This window comes from Rhodoferax sp. SPJ21, assembly GCF_058216335.1.
Genome location: NZ_JBYZMO010000001.1, coordinates 1,221,697 through 1,235,778, shown reverse-complemented (window position 1 = coordinate 1,235,778; position 14,082 = coordinate 1,221,697). Strand labels below are relative to the sequence as shown.

Here is a 14,082-nt window from a genome sequence, read left to right as displayed (position 1 = left end):
GCCAGACCTGGGGTTTTGGGCGGCCTATCAGGCAACGCACCACTAAAATCAGGGGCTGCAGCGAATCCGCGAGTATAGCGGTGCCCACCCTGGGCGACAATGGATAAAGACCTGAAAAACCCTTATGAATCAAGCAGTAAACCCCGTATCGGGCAGTAATTTTCCTGTAACCGACCGTGTTCGGGAGGCCATGGCCGTGTCTTTACGCGGCTGTGACGAGCTGATTCCCCAAGAAGACTGGCTGAAGAAGCTGGCGCGCTCCGAGGCCACCGGCACGCCGCTGCGCATCAAGCTGGGCCTGGACCCGACCGCGCCCGACATCCATATCGGCCACACCGTGGTGCTGAACAAGATGCGCCAGCTGCAGGACCTGGGCCACACGGTGATCTTTCTGATTGGCGACTTCACTTCGCTGATCGGCGACCCCAGCGGGCGAAACAGCACCCGCCCGCCATTGACGCCTGAGCAGATCAAGATCAACGCCGAAACCTATTACAAGCAGGCCAGCCTGGTGCTGGACCCGGCCAAGACAGAGATCCGCTACAACAGCGAATGGAGCGAGCCGCTGGGCGCGCGCGGCATGATCCAGCTGGCATCGCGCTACACCGTGGCCCGTATGATGGAGCGCAACGACTTCCACGACCGCTTTAATAACGGCCAGTCCATCGCAGTGCACGAGTTTTTGTACCCATTGATGCAGGGCTACGACTCTGTGGCCCTGAAAAGCGACCTGGAACTCGGCGGTACCGACCAGAAGTTCAACCTGCTGATGGGCCGCCACCTGCAGGCCGAATACGGCCAGGAGCCACAGTGCATTTTGACCATGCCGCTGCTGGAAGGCCTGGACGGCGTGGAGAAGATGTCCAAGTCCAAGAACAACTACATCGGCATCAGCGAAGAGCCGAACACCATGTTCGCCAAGGTGCTGAGCATTTCCGACGTGCTGATGTGGCGCTGGTACACCTTGCTGTCGTTCAAAAGCGAGGCCGAAATCGCCGCGCTCAAGGCGGAAGTGGATGCTGGCCGCAACCCCAAGGACGCCAAGGTGGCGCTGGCCAAGGAAATCACCGCCCGCTTCCACAGCGTTGCCGCAGCCGATGCGGCCGAGCAAGACTTCAACAACCGCAGCAAGGGCGGCGTGCCGGATGACATCGCCGAGCTGAGCTTGCCACTGGGTGAAGGCGGCGCGGCACTGGGTATCGCTGCGCTGCTGAAGCTAGCCAATTTGGCGGCAAGCAGCGGCGAGGGCAACCGCCTGATCGACGGCGGCGGTGTGCGCGTGGACTCCAGCGTAGTCAGCGACAAGGGCTTGAAACTGGGTGCCGGCACCTATGTGCTGCAGGTGGGCAAACGCAAGTTCGCTCGCGTGACGCTGGGCTAACGGGCTCGCAGGGTCAGGGCGCGGGCGAGGCCAGCGGCTTGCCCTTTTCCACCACGTAGACGCCGACTAACTGCACCGGGTTGGCGGTGTCGTTCTCGGCGGCGTGCACCACGCCGGCGGGAATGACAAAAGACTCGCCCGCCTTGATGCGGCGCGGCGGCTGGCCATCCACCAGCAAAACGGTTTCACCGGACATCACGTAGCTGATCTCGTCGCCGGGGTGGGTGTGGCGGGCTGCCTTGCCGCCGGGGGCGATTTCCACGCGCGCGACCACCGCTTCGCGCCCGGGTACCGACACGTCTTCCTTGCCCACGATGGTGCGTGTCAAACCACTCGTCTGCGCGTGGGCAGCTGCGGCCAGGCCCAGCAGGCCGCCGACGAGGATGTAAATGCCGTAGTTGCGCAAACGCATGGTGTGTCCTTTGAAAATCGTGGCCTATCGTAGTGGCCTGGTCCAGGCCCATGCTCGGTGACAACCCTGAGGCCCGTGACGGACAATCAACTCATGAAAGCTGTTTTACAAAGAGTGCGGGAAGCCCGCGTGGTCATTGCGGACGAGGTGGTGGGCCAGATCGGCCCCGGCCTGTTGGTGCTGGTGTGCGCCGAGCGCGGCGATGTGCCGGCCCAGGCCGACAAGCTGCTGGCCAAAATTTTGAAGCTGCGCATCTTCAGCGATGCGGCAGGCAAGATGAACCTGAGCCTGCAGGACGTGGCGGGCGGGCTGCTGGTGGTCAGCCAGTTCACGCTGGCGGCCGATGCTTCGGCGGGCAACCGGCCCAGCTTTATCAGCGCAGCACTACCCGAGGACGGGCGCCGGCTGTACGACTACTTCGTGGCCCAGGCCCGGCTGCTGCATGCGCCGGTGCAGACCGGGCAGTTTGGCGCCGACATGCTGGTGCATCTGGTCAACGACGGGCCGGTGACGATTCCGCTGCAGTTTTAATCCGCCAGCTTAGTCGGCGTAAGGATCGGCGATGCCCAACTCGGCCAGGATTTCGGTCTCGTAGGCTTCCATCTCGTTGGCATCTTCTTCGCTGGTTTCGTGGTCCCAGCCCTGGGCGTGCAGGGTGCCGTGCACCAGCAAATGGGCGTAATGGTCTTTCAACGACTTACCGTTTTCTGCGGCTTCGCGGGCCACCACCGGGGCGCACAGCACCAGGTCGGCGGTTACCACCGGCTCCTGGGTGTAGTCAAAGGTCAGCACATTGGTGGCGTAGTCCTTTTTGCGGTATTCGCGGTTCAGGGCCTGGCCTTCTTCGGCATCGACGATGCGCACGGTGATCTCGGCGTCCAGCGCCAGCGCGTGGCGTATCCAGCGGGCCACGCTGTGGCGGGGCAGGGCGGCACGGTGCAGGGCCAGTTCTTCCTTGTTGGCCAGCGTGCCAAACTGCAGCGAGAGTTGTAGATTGTTCAGCATGTTTTTGGCCGCTGGCGCAGGTATATTCTGCGCAGGCAGCTATTCAATTGATAGCGTAATGGATGGTGTTAAGTGGTTTTGCGGGTACGCACGGCCAGGTCCGATTTGCCGCGCGTGTCGTAGGCATCGACGATGCGCGCCACCAGCGGGTGGCGCACCACGTCGGCGCTGGTGAAGCGGGTGATTGCAATGCCCTTGGTGCGGCGCAGCACCTGCTCGGCGTCGATTAGGCCGCTGAGCTGGGTTTTGGGCAGGTCGATCTGGCTTACGTCGCCGGTCACCACCGCTTTGGCGCCGAAGCCGATGCGGGTCAGAAACATCTTCATCTGCTCAGGCGTGGTGTTCTGCGCTTCGTCCAGGATGACGAAGGCGTTGTTCAGCGTGCGCCCGCGCATGAAGGCCAGCGGCGCCACTTCCAGCGCGTTGCGCTCAAAGGCCTTTTGTACTTTCTCGGGCCCCATCAGCTCGTACAGCGCGTCGTACAGCGGGCGCAGATAGGGGTCGATCTTCTGGTTCAGATCGCCGGGCAAAAAGCCCAGGCGTTCGCCGGCTTCCACCGCCGGGCGGGTGAGCACGATGCGCTGCACGGCGCTGCGTTCCAGTGCGTCCACCGCGCAGGCTACGGCCAGGTAGGTCTTGCCGGTGCCGGCCGGGCCTATGCCGAAGGTGATGTCGTGCTGGGCGATGTTGTCCAGGTAGGTGGTCTGGTTGGGCGTGCGGGCGCGCAGGTCGGCGCGGCGGGTTTGCAGGCTGTGGCCGTCGGCGCCCAGGTCCGCGTCACTGGCCAGCATCAGCTGCACGGTGTCGGGCTTGATCGGGCGGCCGGCTTGTTCATACAGGGCCTGCAGCAGCTCCAGGGCCTGGTTGGCCGTGGCTTTGGGGCCGTCGATCTTGAATTGTTCGTGGCGGTGGGCGATCTTGATCTGCAGCGCGTCTTCGATGGTGCGCAAATGCGCGTCCATGGGGCCGCAGAGGTTGTCGAGCCGGGTGTTGTTGGGGGGCGAGAAGGTGTGGCGAACAATCATGGCTGTATTGTCGCCTGTACGCTCTGTTCAGGCGCTTGTCCTACGCGCAGGTGCGTGGGCGGCTTGTTAGGATGCGTGGCACACCATGGCCCAAGATTCTTCTCCCCGCATTGCCCCTCCAGACCATTCCGGTGTTGTGACTGCCAAGCTGCTGGGCCGTTGGGCGGCGGCCGACTTGGCCGTGCCGGCGCAGTGGCGGGCCGCCACGGCGGCCTTGCAGGCACAGCCCTCGTCTGCGCATTGGGATCTACAAGGCGTGGAGCGGCTGGACCATGTGGGCGCGCAACTGCTGTGGAACCACTGGGGCCGCCAGTGGCCAGCGCAAATCGACCTGCTGCCCGAGCAGCGCAGCCTGCTGGAGCGTGTCGCCAAATTCTCGTGCGAAGCGCCGCCCAGCCAGGACACCACCTGGGCGCAGTGTTTCGACGCGCTGGGCGCCTGGGTGCTGGCCGGCCTGGCGCAGGGGCTGGACTTGCTGCGCATGGTGGGGCAACTGGCTTTGGACCTGCTGCGCCTGGCGCGCCGCCCGCAGGCCGGGCCGTGGCGGGATGTGTCGGGCCATCTGTACCAAATGGGCACCATGGCCCTGCCCATTACCGCGCTGGTGGGTTTCTTGATTGGCGTGGTGCTGGCCTACCTGACATCGCAGCAGCTGCGGCAGTTTGGGGCCGAAGCGTTCATCGTCAACATCCTGGGCATGTCGGTGGTGCGCGAGCTGGGGCCGATGCTGGCTGCGATTCTGATCGCTGGGCGTTCGGGCTCGGCCATCACCGCGCAGATCGGCGTGATGCGCGTGACCGAAGAGCTGGATGCCATGCGCGTCATGGGTATTCCGCTGAGCTACCGGCTGGTGATGCCGCGCGCGATTTCTCTGGCCATCGCCATGCCGCTGATCAGCGTGTGGACATCGGTAACCGCGCTGGCGGGCGGCATGCTGGCGGCAGACTTGGCGCTGGGCATTACGCCCGCCTTCTTTTTGCAGGCCCTGCCTGAAGCGGTGGGCGTCGCCAATCTGGGGCTGGCGGTGTTCAAGTCGGCGGTGTTCGGCCTGTTGATTGCGCTGGTGGGCTGCCACTGCGGCCTGCGCGTCAAGCCCAACACCCAAAGCCTGGGGCAGGGCACGACGGCTTCGGTGGTGACCTCGATCACGGTGGTGATCCTGGTCGATGCCCTCTTCGCCATCGTGTTTAAAAACGTAGGAGTCTGAGATGGATGCAGACACCATCGTCGACATCCAGGGCCTGCAGACCGCGTTTGGCAGCGGCAAGAAGCGGGTCGTCATCCACCAGGACCTGGCGCTGACCGTGCGGCGCGGCGAGATCCTGTCGCTGGTGGGTGGCTCGGGCACGGGCAAGACGGTGCTGCTGCGCCAGATGCTCGGGCTGGAGCAGCCCGCCCAGGGCCAGGTGACGGTGCTGGGCCAGCCCGCAGCAGAGCTGGGCCGGGCGGGCGCGGCCAGCCGGGTGGGCATGCTGTTCCAGCAGGGGGCGCTGTTCTCGGCGTTTACCGTGCTGGAGAACATAGGCTTTCCGCTGCGCGAACTCAAAACCCTGCCCGAGGCGCTGGTGCGCGACGCGGCCCTGGTCAAGCTGCAAATGGTCGGCCTGAGCCCGGCGGACGGCGACAAGATGCCCGCCGACCTGTCGGGCGGCATGGTCAAACGCGTGGCCCTGGCCCGCGCGCTGGTGATGGACCCGCCGCTGTTGTTGTTGGACGAGCCTACCGCCGGCTTGGACCCAAACGGCGCGGACGAATTTGTGACCTTGCTGCGCGCCCTGCACCAGGGCCTGGGCCTGACGGTGGTGATGGTGACCCACGACCTGGACACCCTGTTTGCGCTCAGCACCCGGGTGGCTGTGCTGGCTGAAAAAAGGGTGCTGGTGACGGGCACGCCCGCCGAAGTGGTGGCCTTCCCGCACCCTTTCATCGAACACTTTTTTCTGGGCGAACGTGGGCGGCGGGCTTTGGCGCCGCTGCCCCCTTCACCCATCCCTTCAGGAGATAGTCCCCATGGAAAATAAATCCCATGCGCTGGCGGCGGGCGCGTTTGTGCTGGCCATTACCGCGCTGCTGGTGGCGCTGGCGGTGTGGCTCACGCGGGATGCCGGCAGCAGCCATCCGTATGAACTCTCCACGCGCGACCCGGTGACGGGCCTGCAGCCCCAGGCCGCCGTGCGCTACAAGGGCGTGGCCGTGGGCAAGGTGACCCATATTGGCTTCGACCCCGACGTGGTGGGCAATGTGCTGATACGCATTGCGGTGGACGACACCACACCGCTGTCGCCCACCGCCTTTGCCAGCCTGAGCTACCAGGGCATCACCGGCCTGGCTTTTGTGCAGATCGACGACGCGGGCCAGGCCCAGGCCCCGATTCCGCCCGGCCGCAGCGGTGTGCCACGCTTGCCGCTGGAGACATCGCAACTCGGCAAGCTGACGCAGCAGGTGCCGCACATCCTGGAACAGGTAGACCAGGCCACGCTGCGCCTGAACCAATTGCTCAGCGATGAGAACCAAAAACTGTTCACCGGCGTGCTGACCAATGCTGACCACGCAACCACCAGCCTGGCCCAGCTCAGCGCCCGGCTGGAGCAAACCGTCACCCAGCGGCTGGACCCGGCGCTGGCGCGTATCCCAACGATTGCCGACGACACGCACCAGACCATGCGTGCGCTGCAAACTGCGGCCACGACGGCCAACAGCAGCTTTGCCGCCATTGGGCAAACGGCTGTAAGGCTGAACGAAAAAGGCGGTGTGATGGACCGGCTGGCAGACGGCACGGGTGCGCTGTCGCACGCGGCGGACGCTTTGGGCAACGCCACCTTGCCGCGCATCAACCGGGTGGCCGATGACGCGTCCCGCGCGGCCCGGCAGCTGGGCCGCACCGTCAACGGCATCAGCGAACAGCCGCAGTCGCTGATCTTTGGCGGCGGCGCGGCCGTGCCTGGCCCGGGCGAGCCCGGCTTTGTGGCACCGGCTGCGCAACCATGAATACGGCTTACAAAGGATTTGCTATGAAAATAAGAGCTTCTGGCGCAGGTGGAATGTGCGCAAAGTGCCTATTTGGCTTGGTAACGGGCTTGGCGGTTTGGGCCCTGGCTGCCTGCTCGGTCTTGCCCGACAAACCCGTGCGTGCCACGCAGTACGACTTCGGCCCAAGCACCACCGAGGCCATCACCACGGTGGCCACGGCCAGCTTGCCGCCGCTGGCGCTGTCTGAGGTGGAAGCGCCGGGGCTGGTCGATGGTGGCACAGCCATTCTGTACCGGCTGGGCTATGCGGATGTGCAGCAACTGCGCCCCTACACCCAGGCACGCTGGAGCGTGCCGCCCGCGCAGCTGGTGGGGCAGCGACTGCGTGATGTGTTGGGTCAGCGCCGGGCCGTGCTGGCGGCCAGCGACAGCGCAGCACTGGCGCGCACCGCAGGGCCAGCGCCGCGCTTGTTGCGCTTGGAGTTGCAGGAATTTACCCAGCTGTTCCAGTCGCCCTCAGCCAGTACCGGCCTGGTGCGGCTGCGCGCCACGCTGTTGGAAACTACGCCGTTGGGCGACAGCTTGCTGGCCCAGCGTACGTTCAGCCTGCAGCGCCCGGCCCCCAGTGCCGACGCGCCCGGTGGGGTGCGGGCACTGGCTGCGGCCACCGATGCCCTGGCGCAAGAGCTGGATGCCTGGCTGGAGACGGCGGGGCGTTGAACTTGGTCGTTCAGGCCGCGATGGCTTGTAGATCCGCTTTTATGACAGGTGCGGCTTTGCTGGTGCCGAAGGCGATCTCGCCAGACAGCTGACCGCCTTCTTCCACCACCAGCTTGCCGTAGCGCACGGTGCCGGTGACTTTGCCGGTGGAGTAGATCACCAGCTTGTCGCGTACCGTCAGCACGCCGTCGAAGCTGCCGTGGATTTCGGCGATGTCGATGTCGGCCGCGCCCTTGAAGGCGCCGTCGGCGGTGATCTGCATCAGGCGCGAGTCCATGGTGGCTTCGACGATGCCTTCGACCACCAGGGTGTCGCAGTCGGTGATCTCCACGCCCTTGAGTTTGATGTTCGGGCCCACGGTCAGGGTGCTGCCGCCGGTCTTGGTCGCGGAGCTGGTGGAGGTGGCGGGTGTAGAGGCTTGCATAGGGCTTACTTCGCTGGGGAGTGTGGAGGAGCTGGCGGCGCTAGTGGGGGATGAGCTGCTGGGGTTCAGTGGTTTGCCCAGGGGGGCTTGCTGTGCATGCGATGGGCTGGGGCGCAGGCCCAAAACGGCCGGTTCACGCTTGCCAAAAAACGGGGCTTGCAGAGCCATGGTGGATTCCTCCCAAAAGAAACCAATGGTAGGAGCCGATGCCGTTACATGCCGGACGAGGATGCAAGAGCTGTAAGAACGTGTGTTTGGCGCATTGGCGGTGCCCGTCGGGGACAATCGCACTTTCACCATTCGGAACCCCCATGATCGGACGACTCCAAGGCCTGCTGGCCGCCAAGAACCCACCCCAGGTGCTGATCGACTGCCACGGCGTGGGCTATGACGTGGACGTGCCCATGAGCACCTTCTACAACCTGCCGGGCCTTGGCGAGCAGGTCACGTTGCTGACGCATTTTGTGGTGCGTGAAGATGCGCAAATCTTGTACGGCTTTGCCACGCCGGGCGAGCGCGATGCGTTCCGCCAGCTGATCAAGATCAGCGGCGTGGGGCCCCGCACGGCCTTGAGCATTCTGTCGGGAATGGGCGTGGATGACCTGGCCCAGGCCATCACCTTGCAAGAGGTGGGGCGGCTCAAGAAGGTGCCCGGCATTGGCCCCAAAACCGCCGAACGTTTGCTGCTGGAGCTCAAAGGCAAGCTGGGCCCCGATATTGGTGTGCGCACCGGCGTGACCAGCGATGCGCAGGCCGACATCCTGCAGGCGCTAGTGGCCCTGGGCTATAGCGACAAGGAAGCGGCGCTGGCGCTGAAGGCGCTGCCGGCCGGCGTGGGCGTCAGCGAAGGCATCAAGCTCGCGTTGAAGGCCCTGGCGAAGTAGCCGGACCCCCTTCACGCCCTTCACGCCCTACATACCCTCGCGCACCACCCGCCCGTTCAGTGGCTGCACGGGCCGGTTGTTGTGCGGGTAGAGCTGGGCAAACATGCGCAGCTGCTCTGGGCTGATCTGCACGGGCTGCTTCAGCACCATCCACAGCACGTTTTCTGAGCAGGGGGGCGTGGTCAGCGAGCCCATGAATTGGTAGTAGCGCTGGTCTTGCGGCAGTAGCTCGCTCAGGTCCAGCAGGCCGGCAGGCATGCGTACGCGGTCACCTACGTCCAAGGGCATGTAGGTCCACACCTTGTTGATCAGTGGATTGGCTTTTCCGGGGTCCAGCAGCACCGCCAGCACCGCCAGTTGGCCATCGATGTTGCGGTGTACCAGATGCGCCACCATGGCGTAGGCGCGGTCGTTGATGCGCTCCTCGCTGGGCGTGTGAAAGTGGAATTGCACCAGCTTGTACGTCGAGCCGCGCACGGTGATGGTGTTGTCTCCGACCACATCCACCTGGATGGTGTGGCCATTGTTGACCACCATGGCACTGCTGGGTTGGTAGCGGATTTGCAGCGGTTCGGCCGGGCCTTGCAGGGTGTTGTCATCCTGGATGGCGATGGGTGACTGGCGTTGTCCAATGGCACACAAGTTGAATTCGGGCTTGAGTTTGGCCCAGGCCTGCGGTCCGTACTCGCCGTCGTAGGCCCAATGCGCTTCGTCCTTGTGGGCGACTCCCAGGTTTTCGCGGGCGACAACTGTGCCCGTGCGTTGCCCCGTGCCGGCCACTTGTGCCATAGCCGCCGCGCGGCTGTCCACCGGGTTGGGGATGGCGCCATGGGCGCGGGCGTAGGCGGCTGCTATGTCGGGCGGCGCAGAGGGCGTGCCGCGCGCACCGGATTTTTTGGGTTCGGCCTCAATGGTCAGCGTGACCTTGGGGGGCGGGGTCTTGGCGGCCTTGCCTTTTTTGCCCTTGGCTTGCTGGTTGCTGGCATTGGCCTGCTCGACCAGTTCGCGTACCTGGTCGCCCATGGATTCCTTGCTGACGGGTTCCTTGGTCTTGCTGGCTTCGGCTGCCTTGCTGCCTTCTTGCGATGCCGGCTTGGCGGGCAGGGTGATTTTGCCGATGGAGGGGTGCTTTTCCGCCGGCGCATCGGACGCCCAGCCGCTGGCGCTGGCACACAGCAGCAGTCCCAGGGCACTGTGGCGAACGCCTTGCCAACCAACAGACCAGGGTGCGGAGCGAAGGGAAACAGATGGTGTGGGCATCATGGGCAGTAGGGCTAAATGAGGCGAGCACGTGGCGCAAGCAGCACCGCGCATGTATGTAAATTGTTACAGGGTCCACTATAGCCACAACTGGCCCGGCGGTTCAATGCGTCCGGGCGCCAGGCGCTATAGTGGCCGCTCTGTTTCCAACCCTCTTCTGACCTGCCTGCCGTGTCCATCCAGACTGATGATTTTGCGCCGACGCCGCCCAAGCGCGTTGTCTCCGCCGTGCCCTCTTCGCCCCAGGAAGAGGCGATAGAACGCGCCCTGCGCCCCAAGCTGTTCGACGAATATGTGGGTCAGACCAAGGCGCGTGAGCAGCTGGAGATCTTTATCGGCGCGGCCAAAAAGCGCAGCGAGGCGCTGGACCACGTGCTGCTGTTCGGCCCGCCCGGCCTGGGCAAGACCACGCTGAGCCACATCATTGCCCACGAGCTCGGCGTGAACATGCGCCAGACCAGCGGCCCGGTGCTGGAAAAGCCCAAGGACCTGGCCGCGCTGCTGACCAATCTGGAGAAGAACGACGTCCTCTTTATCGATGAAATCCACCGCCTGAGCCCGGTGGTGGAAGAAATCCTGTACCCCGCGCTGGAGGACTACCAGATTGACATCATGATCGGCGAAGGCCCGGCGGCGCGCAGCATCAAGCTCGACTTGCAGCCCTTCACCCTGGTCGGCGCCACCACCCGCGCCGGCATGCTGACCAACCCGCTGCGGGACCGTTTCGGCATCGTGGCGCGGCTGGAGTTCTATACGCCAGACGAGCTGGCGCGCATCGTCAAGCGCAGCGCCGGCCTGTTGAATGCCCCCATGGATGCCGATGGCGGCTACGAGATCGCCCGCCGCTCGCGCGGCACACCGCGCATCGCCAACCGTCTGCTGCGCCGGGTGCGCGACTACGCTGACGTGAAGGGCAACGGCACCATCACCCTGGATATTGCGAACCGCGCGCTGGCCATGCTGGATGTGGACCCGCAAGGTTTCGACCTGATGGACCGTAAGCTTCTGGAGGCGGTGATCCACCGCTTCGACGGCGGCCCGGTGGGGTTGGACAACATCGCCGCCAGCATCGGCGAGGAGCGCGACACCATTGAAGATGTGATCGAGCCTTACCTGATTCAGCAGGGCTTTCTACAGCGCACGCCGCGCGGCCGCATCGCCACGCTGGCGGCATATCGCCACCTGGGTGTGAACCCGCCGCAGGCAGAAGGCGGGCTGTTTGCTGCGGAGTGAGGGGAATTTGCCTTTGCTATTTAATTAATAGCTGCCTGTGCAGGTAATACCTGCGCGAACGGTCGATTTGGTTGTAAGCGTGGCAGGGCTATCGGCCTACTTAACGCCTCGCAGGTCGCGCCATTGCGCCCGCGCAAACCAGGCGCACACCACGGCCAGTGCAAGGAAGAACCCCTGCTGGCCCCAGTTCAGCGCCGGAAATTTCACCAGGCCTATCAGTACAAACAGGATGCTGATGGCGCACAGCAGGCCCGACAGCAGCAGCCAGACCAGTGCCAGTACGCGTTCCACGCCGGTTTTGACGGAGTTCAGGGCGGTTTGCGTTTGCTGCCAGGCATCTGCTGCGTCCGCCAACGGGCTTTGCTGCTGGTCGTTAAGCGCTTCAGCGATGGAGGGGCGCTGCACCAGTGCCGCAAAGTCCCCTTGGCGGGGTCGGGCCGCACGCTTTCGCCACCACAAAAACAGAAATAGCAAAAGAATGGCCGCGCAGATGAGGCCGCCGTACAGCAACTGCTCCTGCCAAGGGTGGGCAGCCGCGTGCATCCAGTAATGCAGCATGGTCTAGCCCTTTAGGTGCTGGTTTCGTCCAGCGCGGTGTTGGTTTCCAGGTGCTGGGTGTCGGCCCAGCCCACCAGATTCAGGCCTTGTGGTGTCCAAAGCAGGCGGTTGATGGCGGCGTTGCCCAGGTCCCAGCTGCGCGGTGCTTGCAGGCCCTGGCCGGTGGCCGCGCGGTACAGCACATCCATCACGCCGCCATGGGCCACCAGGGTGATCAGCTCGCCACGGTGGCGCGCCGCCACCTGGTCCACACAGGCCAGTACCCGGTCGCGGAATCGGATCAACGATTCGCCGCCCTCAGGGGGGCTGAAATCGGGGTCGCGCTTGCGCCAGCGCAGCGCCAGTTCGGGCTGGGTGGCTTCGACCTCCGCGAAGGTATGGCCTTGGAAGGAGCCAAAGTCACGTTCGCGCAGTCCAGGTGCTTTGGCGATGTCCACACCCACTGCGTTGGCTACAGCCTGCGCCGTTTCATAGGCGCGCATCAGGTCGCTAGCATAAATGGCGGTAATGGGTTCGTCCACCAGCGCCTGGGCGGCACGCTCGGCTTGCCAGCGGCCCGTGGCGTTCAGCGGGATGTCCAGGTGGCCCTGGATGCGGGTGTCTACGTTCCAGGCGGTTTCACCGTGGCGGATGGCAATGATGCGGGTGGCGTCCATATGCGGTTTTAGTGTTGCGGTGGCTGGATGCTGACCGTGCGCAGGCCGGCAGGCGGGTTGGGGAAGCCCTGCAGGGCGGCCTGGAACATGGCGGGTAGCACGTCTTCAATGCGGCCGCCAAAGCCTTCGTGCACCGCCCGGCTTTCAAACACCACCTGGCCGCTGTCCAGCGCGCGCAGTACCACCTTGAGCAGGTGCTGGTAGCGCGTGGGCTCAGGCATCCATAGCTGTGGGCGCCCTGGCCAGCCCCAGCGGCCCGGGCCATACCACAGGGGCCCCGGGCCCCAGCGCCCGGTGTCCGGGTAGATGACCAGGGTCTGCATGCCCAACTCCACGCTGAAGCGCGGCGTGGGGCCCGGCACCAGCCCCACTTGGGCCAAAGCGGGCGTGGCGAGGGCTTCAAGTGCGTTCTGTGTTGCGGCGTCTGCCTGCTGCGAGGGCAGGCGGTCAAAGCGGATGGCGGTGCCAGGGGCGACCGCACCCAGGGTGGAGAAGCTTTGCACATCGCTGTCCACGCGCCAGATGGACGCACAGCCGGACAGCCAGACGCAGCTTGCAAGCAGCAGGGCAGACCAGCGTGCCATGGCCATGTTTCCTAGAGCCGTACGACCTGCAGGCCGGGCAGGCCAGCGGGTGGGAAGCTGGGCGCGTCAAAGGCCTGGTCACCGTCTTCAGATGCCACACCCGTGGGGCGCAGGCCCTTGAAGTCGTAGCGGCTGCCGTCCATCAGGTGCGAGGGCACGACGTTTTGCAGGGCGCTGAACATGCTCTCGATGCGGCCGGGGAACTTCTTTTCCCATTCCTGCAGCATTTGTGAGATTTGCTTGCGCTGCAGGTTTTCCTGGCTGCCACACAGGGTGCAGGGGATGATGGGGAACTGCTTGTGCGCGGCCCAGCGCACCAAGTCTTTTTCGGTCACGTAGGCCAGCGGGCGGATGACGATGTGTTTGCCGTCGTCGCTGACCAGCTTGGGCGGCATGCCCTTGAGCTTGCCGCCGAAGAACATGTTCAAAAAGAAGGTCTGCAGCATGTCGTCGCGGTGGTGGCCCAGCGCGATCTTGGTGGCGCCCAGCTCGTCGGCTACGCGGTACAAGATGCCGCGGCGCAGGCGGCTGCACAGACCGCAGGTGGTTTTGCCCTCGGGTATCACGCGCTTGACGATGCTGTAGGTGTCCTGGTTCTCGATGTGGAAGGGCACACCTAGTGCGGTCAGGTAGCGGGGCAGAACATCTTCCGGGAAGCCGGGCTGCTTCTGGTCCAGGTTGACCGCGATGATGTCGAAGTGGATGGGCGCGCGGGCTTTGAGCTTGAGCAGGATGTCCAGCATGGCGTAGCTGTCCTTGCCGCCGCTGACGCAAACCATGACTTTGTCGCCTTCTTCGACCATGTTGTAGTCCACGATGGCTTTGCCCATCTCGCGGCACAGGCGCTTTTCGAGCTTATGCGTTTCGCGCTCGATCTTGAAGTCAGGGGCGGTGGGGGTGACGGGGCTGCCGGAAGTTGGGGCTTCAGCCTCGTCGGTGGTCCATACGGCGCTCATAGGGGCAATCGGTTC

17 protein-coding genes are annotated in these 14,082 nt (G+C 64.6%); 8 read left to right on the top strand and 9 right to left on the bottom strand.

The annotated features are described in order from the left end of the window. The first annotated feature begins 124 nt into the window (after positions 1-124). Positions 125-1,381 (top strand): tyrosine--tRNA ligase, encoded by a 1,257-nt coding sequence (tyrS, locus tag AC4BBN_RS05620; protein ID WP_490590966.1) that lies wholly within the window; start codon positions 125-127, stop codon positions 1,379-1,381. Between the two features lie 13 nt (positions 1,382-1,394). Here tyrS and AC4BBN_RS05615 read toward each other — a convergent pair whose 3' ends face one another. Next, entirely contained in the window at positions 1,395-1,793 is a 399-nt protein-coding gene (locus tag AC4BBN_RS05615; RefSeq protein WP_490590965.1) for a cupin domain-containing protein, read from the bottom strand. Positions 1,794-1,886: 93 nt separating this feature from the next. On the opposite strand from AC4BBN_RS05615, the gene dtd reads away from it, so the two are divergent. Further along, positions 1,887-2,324: a D-aminoacyl-tRNA deacylase gene (gene dtd, locus AC4BBN_RS05610; protein ID WP_490590964.1), complete on the top strand. Its 438-nt coding sequence runs from the start codon at positions 1,887-1,889 to the stop codon at positions 2,322-2,324. 9 nt (positions 2,325-2,333) lie between these two features. On the opposite strand, the gene ybeY is transcribed toward dtd, so the two are convergent. Next, entirely contained in the window at positions 2,334-2,798 is a 465-nt protein-coding gene (ybeY, locus tag AC4BBN_RS05605) for an rRNA maturation RNase YbeY (RefSeq protein WP_490590963.1), read from the bottom strand. A 68-nt stretch (positions 2,799-2,866) separates the two neighbouring features. Continuing rightward, entirely contained in the window at positions 2,867-3,823 is a 957-nt protein-coding gene (locus AC4BBN_RS05600; protein WP_490590962.1) for a PhoH family protein, read from the bottom strand. An 85-nt stretch (positions 3,824-3,908) separates the two neighbouring features. Between AC4BBN_RS05600 and AC4BBN_RS05595 the strand changes: the two genes are divergently transcribed. The 4 genes from AC4BBN_RS05595 (at position 3,909) to AC4BBN_RS05580 (ending at position 7,512) form a co-directional block, all read left to right on the top strand. Beyond that, positions 3,909-5,030, top strand: coding sequence for an MlaE family ABC transporter permease (locus tag AC4BBN_RS05595; RefSeq protein WP_490590961.1), 1,122 nt, complete (start codon positions 3,909-3,911; stop codon positions 5,028-5,030). A 1-nt stretch (position 5,031) separates the two neighbouring features. Further along, the gene (locus AC4BBN_RS05590; protein WP_490590960.1) at positions 5,032-5,844 is read left to right on the top strand and encodes an ABC transporter ATP-binding protein; all 813 of its coding nucleotides are present in this window, start codon (positions 5,032-5,034) and stop codon (positions 5,842-5,844) included. Further along, positions 5,834-6,811 carry an MlaD family protein gene (locus tag AC4BBN_RS05585; RefSeq protein WP_490590959.1) on the top strand — a complete coding sequence of 326 codons (978 nt, stop codon included), beginning with the start codon at positions 5,834-5,836 and terminating at the stop codon, positions 6,809-6,811. Before AC4BBN_RS05590 ends, AC4BBN_RS05585 begins: the two co-directional genes overlap by 11 nt. 89 nt (positions 6,812-6,900) lie before the next feature. Beyond that, positions 6,901-7,512, top strand: coding sequence for an ABC-type transport auxiliary lipoprotein family protein (locus AC4BBN_RS05580; RefSeq protein ID WP_490590958.1), 612 nt, complete (start codon positions 6,901-6,903; stop codon positions 7,510-7,512). A gap of 10 nt (positions 7,513-7,522) precedes the next feature. On the opposite strand, the gene AC4BBN_RS05575 is transcribed toward AC4BBN_RS05580, so the two are convergent. Further along, positions 7,523-8,104 carry a bactofilin family protein gene (locus AC4BBN_RS05575; RefSeq protein ID WP_490590957.1) on the bottom strand — a complete coding sequence of 194 codons (582 nt, stop codon included), beginning with the start codon at positions 8,102-8,104 and terminating at the stop codon, positions 7,523-7,525. A 143-nt stretch (positions 8,105-8,247) separates the two neighbouring features. On the opposite strand from AC4BBN_RS05575, the gene ruvA reads away from it, so the two are divergent. Next, a complete protein-coding gene (gene ruvA / locus AC4BBN_RS05570) occupies positions 8,248-8,820 on the top strand; it encodes a Holliday junction branch migration protein RuvA (protein WP_490590956.1) in 573 nt (190 codons plus the stop codon). Between the two features lie 27 nt (positions 8,821-8,847). Here ruvA and AC4BBN_RS05565 read toward each other — a convergent pair whose 3' ends face one another. Then, positions 8,848-10,083, bottom strand: coding sequence for a carbonic anhydrase (locus AC4BBN_RS05565; RefSeq protein WP_490590955.1), 1,236 nt, complete (start codon positions 10,081-10,083; stop codon positions 8,848-8,850). 168 nt (positions 10,084-10,251) lie between these two features. Here AC4BBN_RS05565 and ruvB point away from each other — a divergent pair, with 168 nt between their 5' ends. Next, positions 10,252-11,313 carry a Holliday junction branch migration DNA helicase RuvB gene (gene ruvB, locus AC4BBN_RS05560; RefSeq protein WP_490590954.1) on the top strand — a complete coding sequence of 354 codons (1,062 nt, stop codon included), beginning with the start codon at positions 10,252-10,254 and terminating at the stop codon, positions 11,311-11,313. A gap of 96 nt (positions 11,314-11,409) precedes the next feature. Here the strand turns inward: ruvB and AC4BBN_RS05555 are convergent, their stop codons facing one another. From AC4BBN_RS05555 to ttcA, 4 genes are read right to left on the bottom strand one after another with little or no spacing between them, the layout of a single operon-like run. Then, positions 11,410-11,871, bottom strand: a complete 462-nt coding sequence (locus tag AC4BBN_RS05555) for a hypothetical protein (RefSeq protein WP_490590953.1) — start codon at positions 11,869-11,871, stop codon at positions 11,410-11,412. An 11-nt stretch (positions 11,872-11,882) separates the two neighbouring features. Next, a complete protein-coding gene (locus tag AC4BBN_RS05550) occupies positions 11,883-12,527 on the bottom strand; it encodes a histidine phosphatase family protein (RefSeq protein WP_490590952.1) in 645 nt (214 codons plus the stop codon). Positions 12,528-12,535: 8 nt separating this feature from the next. Then, the gene (locus tag AC4BBN_RS05545; protein WP_490590951.1) at positions 12,536-13,111 is read right to left on the bottom strand and encodes a DUF4136 domain-containing protein; all 576 of its coding nucleotides are present in this window, start codon (positions 13,109-13,111) and stop codon (positions 12,536-12,538) included. Between the two features lie 11 nt (positions 13,112-13,122). Continuing rightward, positions 13,123-14,067: a tRNA 2-thiocytidine(32) synthetase TtcA gene (ttcA, locus tag AC4BBN_RS05540; RefSeq protein ID WP_490590950.1), complete on the bottom strand. Its 945-nt coding sequence runs from the start codon at positions 14,065-14,067 to the stop codon at positions 13,123-13,125. Positions 14,068-14,082 lie beyond the last annotated feature (15 nt).

Bases quoted from the DNA above. Each gene is read 5' to 3' on its own strand.
- ruvA (WP_490590956.1), top strand. From the start codon at position 8,248: ATGATCGGACGACTCCAAGGCCTGCTGGCCGCCAAGAACCCACCCCAG.
- AC4BBN_RS05585 (WP_490590959.1), top strand. From the start codon at position 5,834: ATGGAAAATAAATCCCATGCGCTGGCGGCGGGCGCGTTTGTGCTGGCC.
- AC4BBN_RS05550 (WP_490590952.1), bottom strand. From the start codon at position 12,527: ATGGACGCCACCCGCATCATTGCCATCCGCCACGGTGAAACCGCCTGG.
- tyrS (WP_490590966.1), top strand. From the start codon at position 125: ATGAATCAAGCAGTAAACCCCGTATCGGGCAGTAATTTTCCTGTAACC.
- AC4BBN_RS05565 (WP_490590955.1), bottom strand. From the start codon at position 10,083: ATGATGCCCACACCATCTGTTTCCCTTCGCTCCGCACCCTGGTCTGTT.
- AC4BBN_RS05555 (WP_490590953.1), bottom strand. From the start codon at position 11,871: ATGCTGCATTACTGGATGCACGCGGCTGCCCACCCTTGGCAGGAGCAG.
- dtd (WP_490590964.1), top strand. From the start codon at position 1,887: ATGAAAGCTGTTTTACAAAGAGTGCGGGAAGCCCGCGTGGTCATTGCG.
- AC4BBN_RS05600 (WP_490590962.1), bottom strand. From the start codon at position 3,823: ATGATTGTTCGCCACACCTTCTCGCCCCCCAACAACACCCGGCTCGAC.
- AC4BBN_RS05595 (WP_490590961.1), top strand. From the start codon at position 3,909: ATGGCCCAAGATTCTTCTCCCCGCATTGCCCCTCCAGACCATTCCGGT.
- ybeY (WP_490590963.1), bottom strand. From the start codon at position 2,798: ATGCTGAACAATCTACAACTCTCGCTGCAGTTTGGCACGCTGGCCAAC.
- ttcA (WP_490590950.1), bottom strand. From the start codon at position 14,067: ATGAGCGCCGTATGGACCACCGACGAGGCTGAAGCCCCAACTTCCGGC.
- AC4BBN_RS05575 (WP_490590957.1), bottom strand. From the start codon at position 8,104: ATGGCTCTGCAAGCCCCGTTTTTTGGCAAGCGTGAACCGGCCGTTTTG.
- AC4BBN_RS05615 (WP_490590965.1), bottom strand. From the start codon at position 1,793: ATGCGTTTGCGCAACTACGGCATTTACATCCTCGTCGGCGGCCTGCTG.
- AC4BBN_RS05590 (WP_490590960.1), top strand. From the start codon at position 5,032: ATGGATGCAGACACCATCGTCGACATCCAGGGCCTGCAGACCGCGTTT.
- AC4BBN_RS05545 (WP_490590951.1), bottom strand. From the start codon at position 13,111: ATGGCACGCTGGTCTGCCCTGCTGCTTGCAAGCTGCGTCTGGCTGTCC.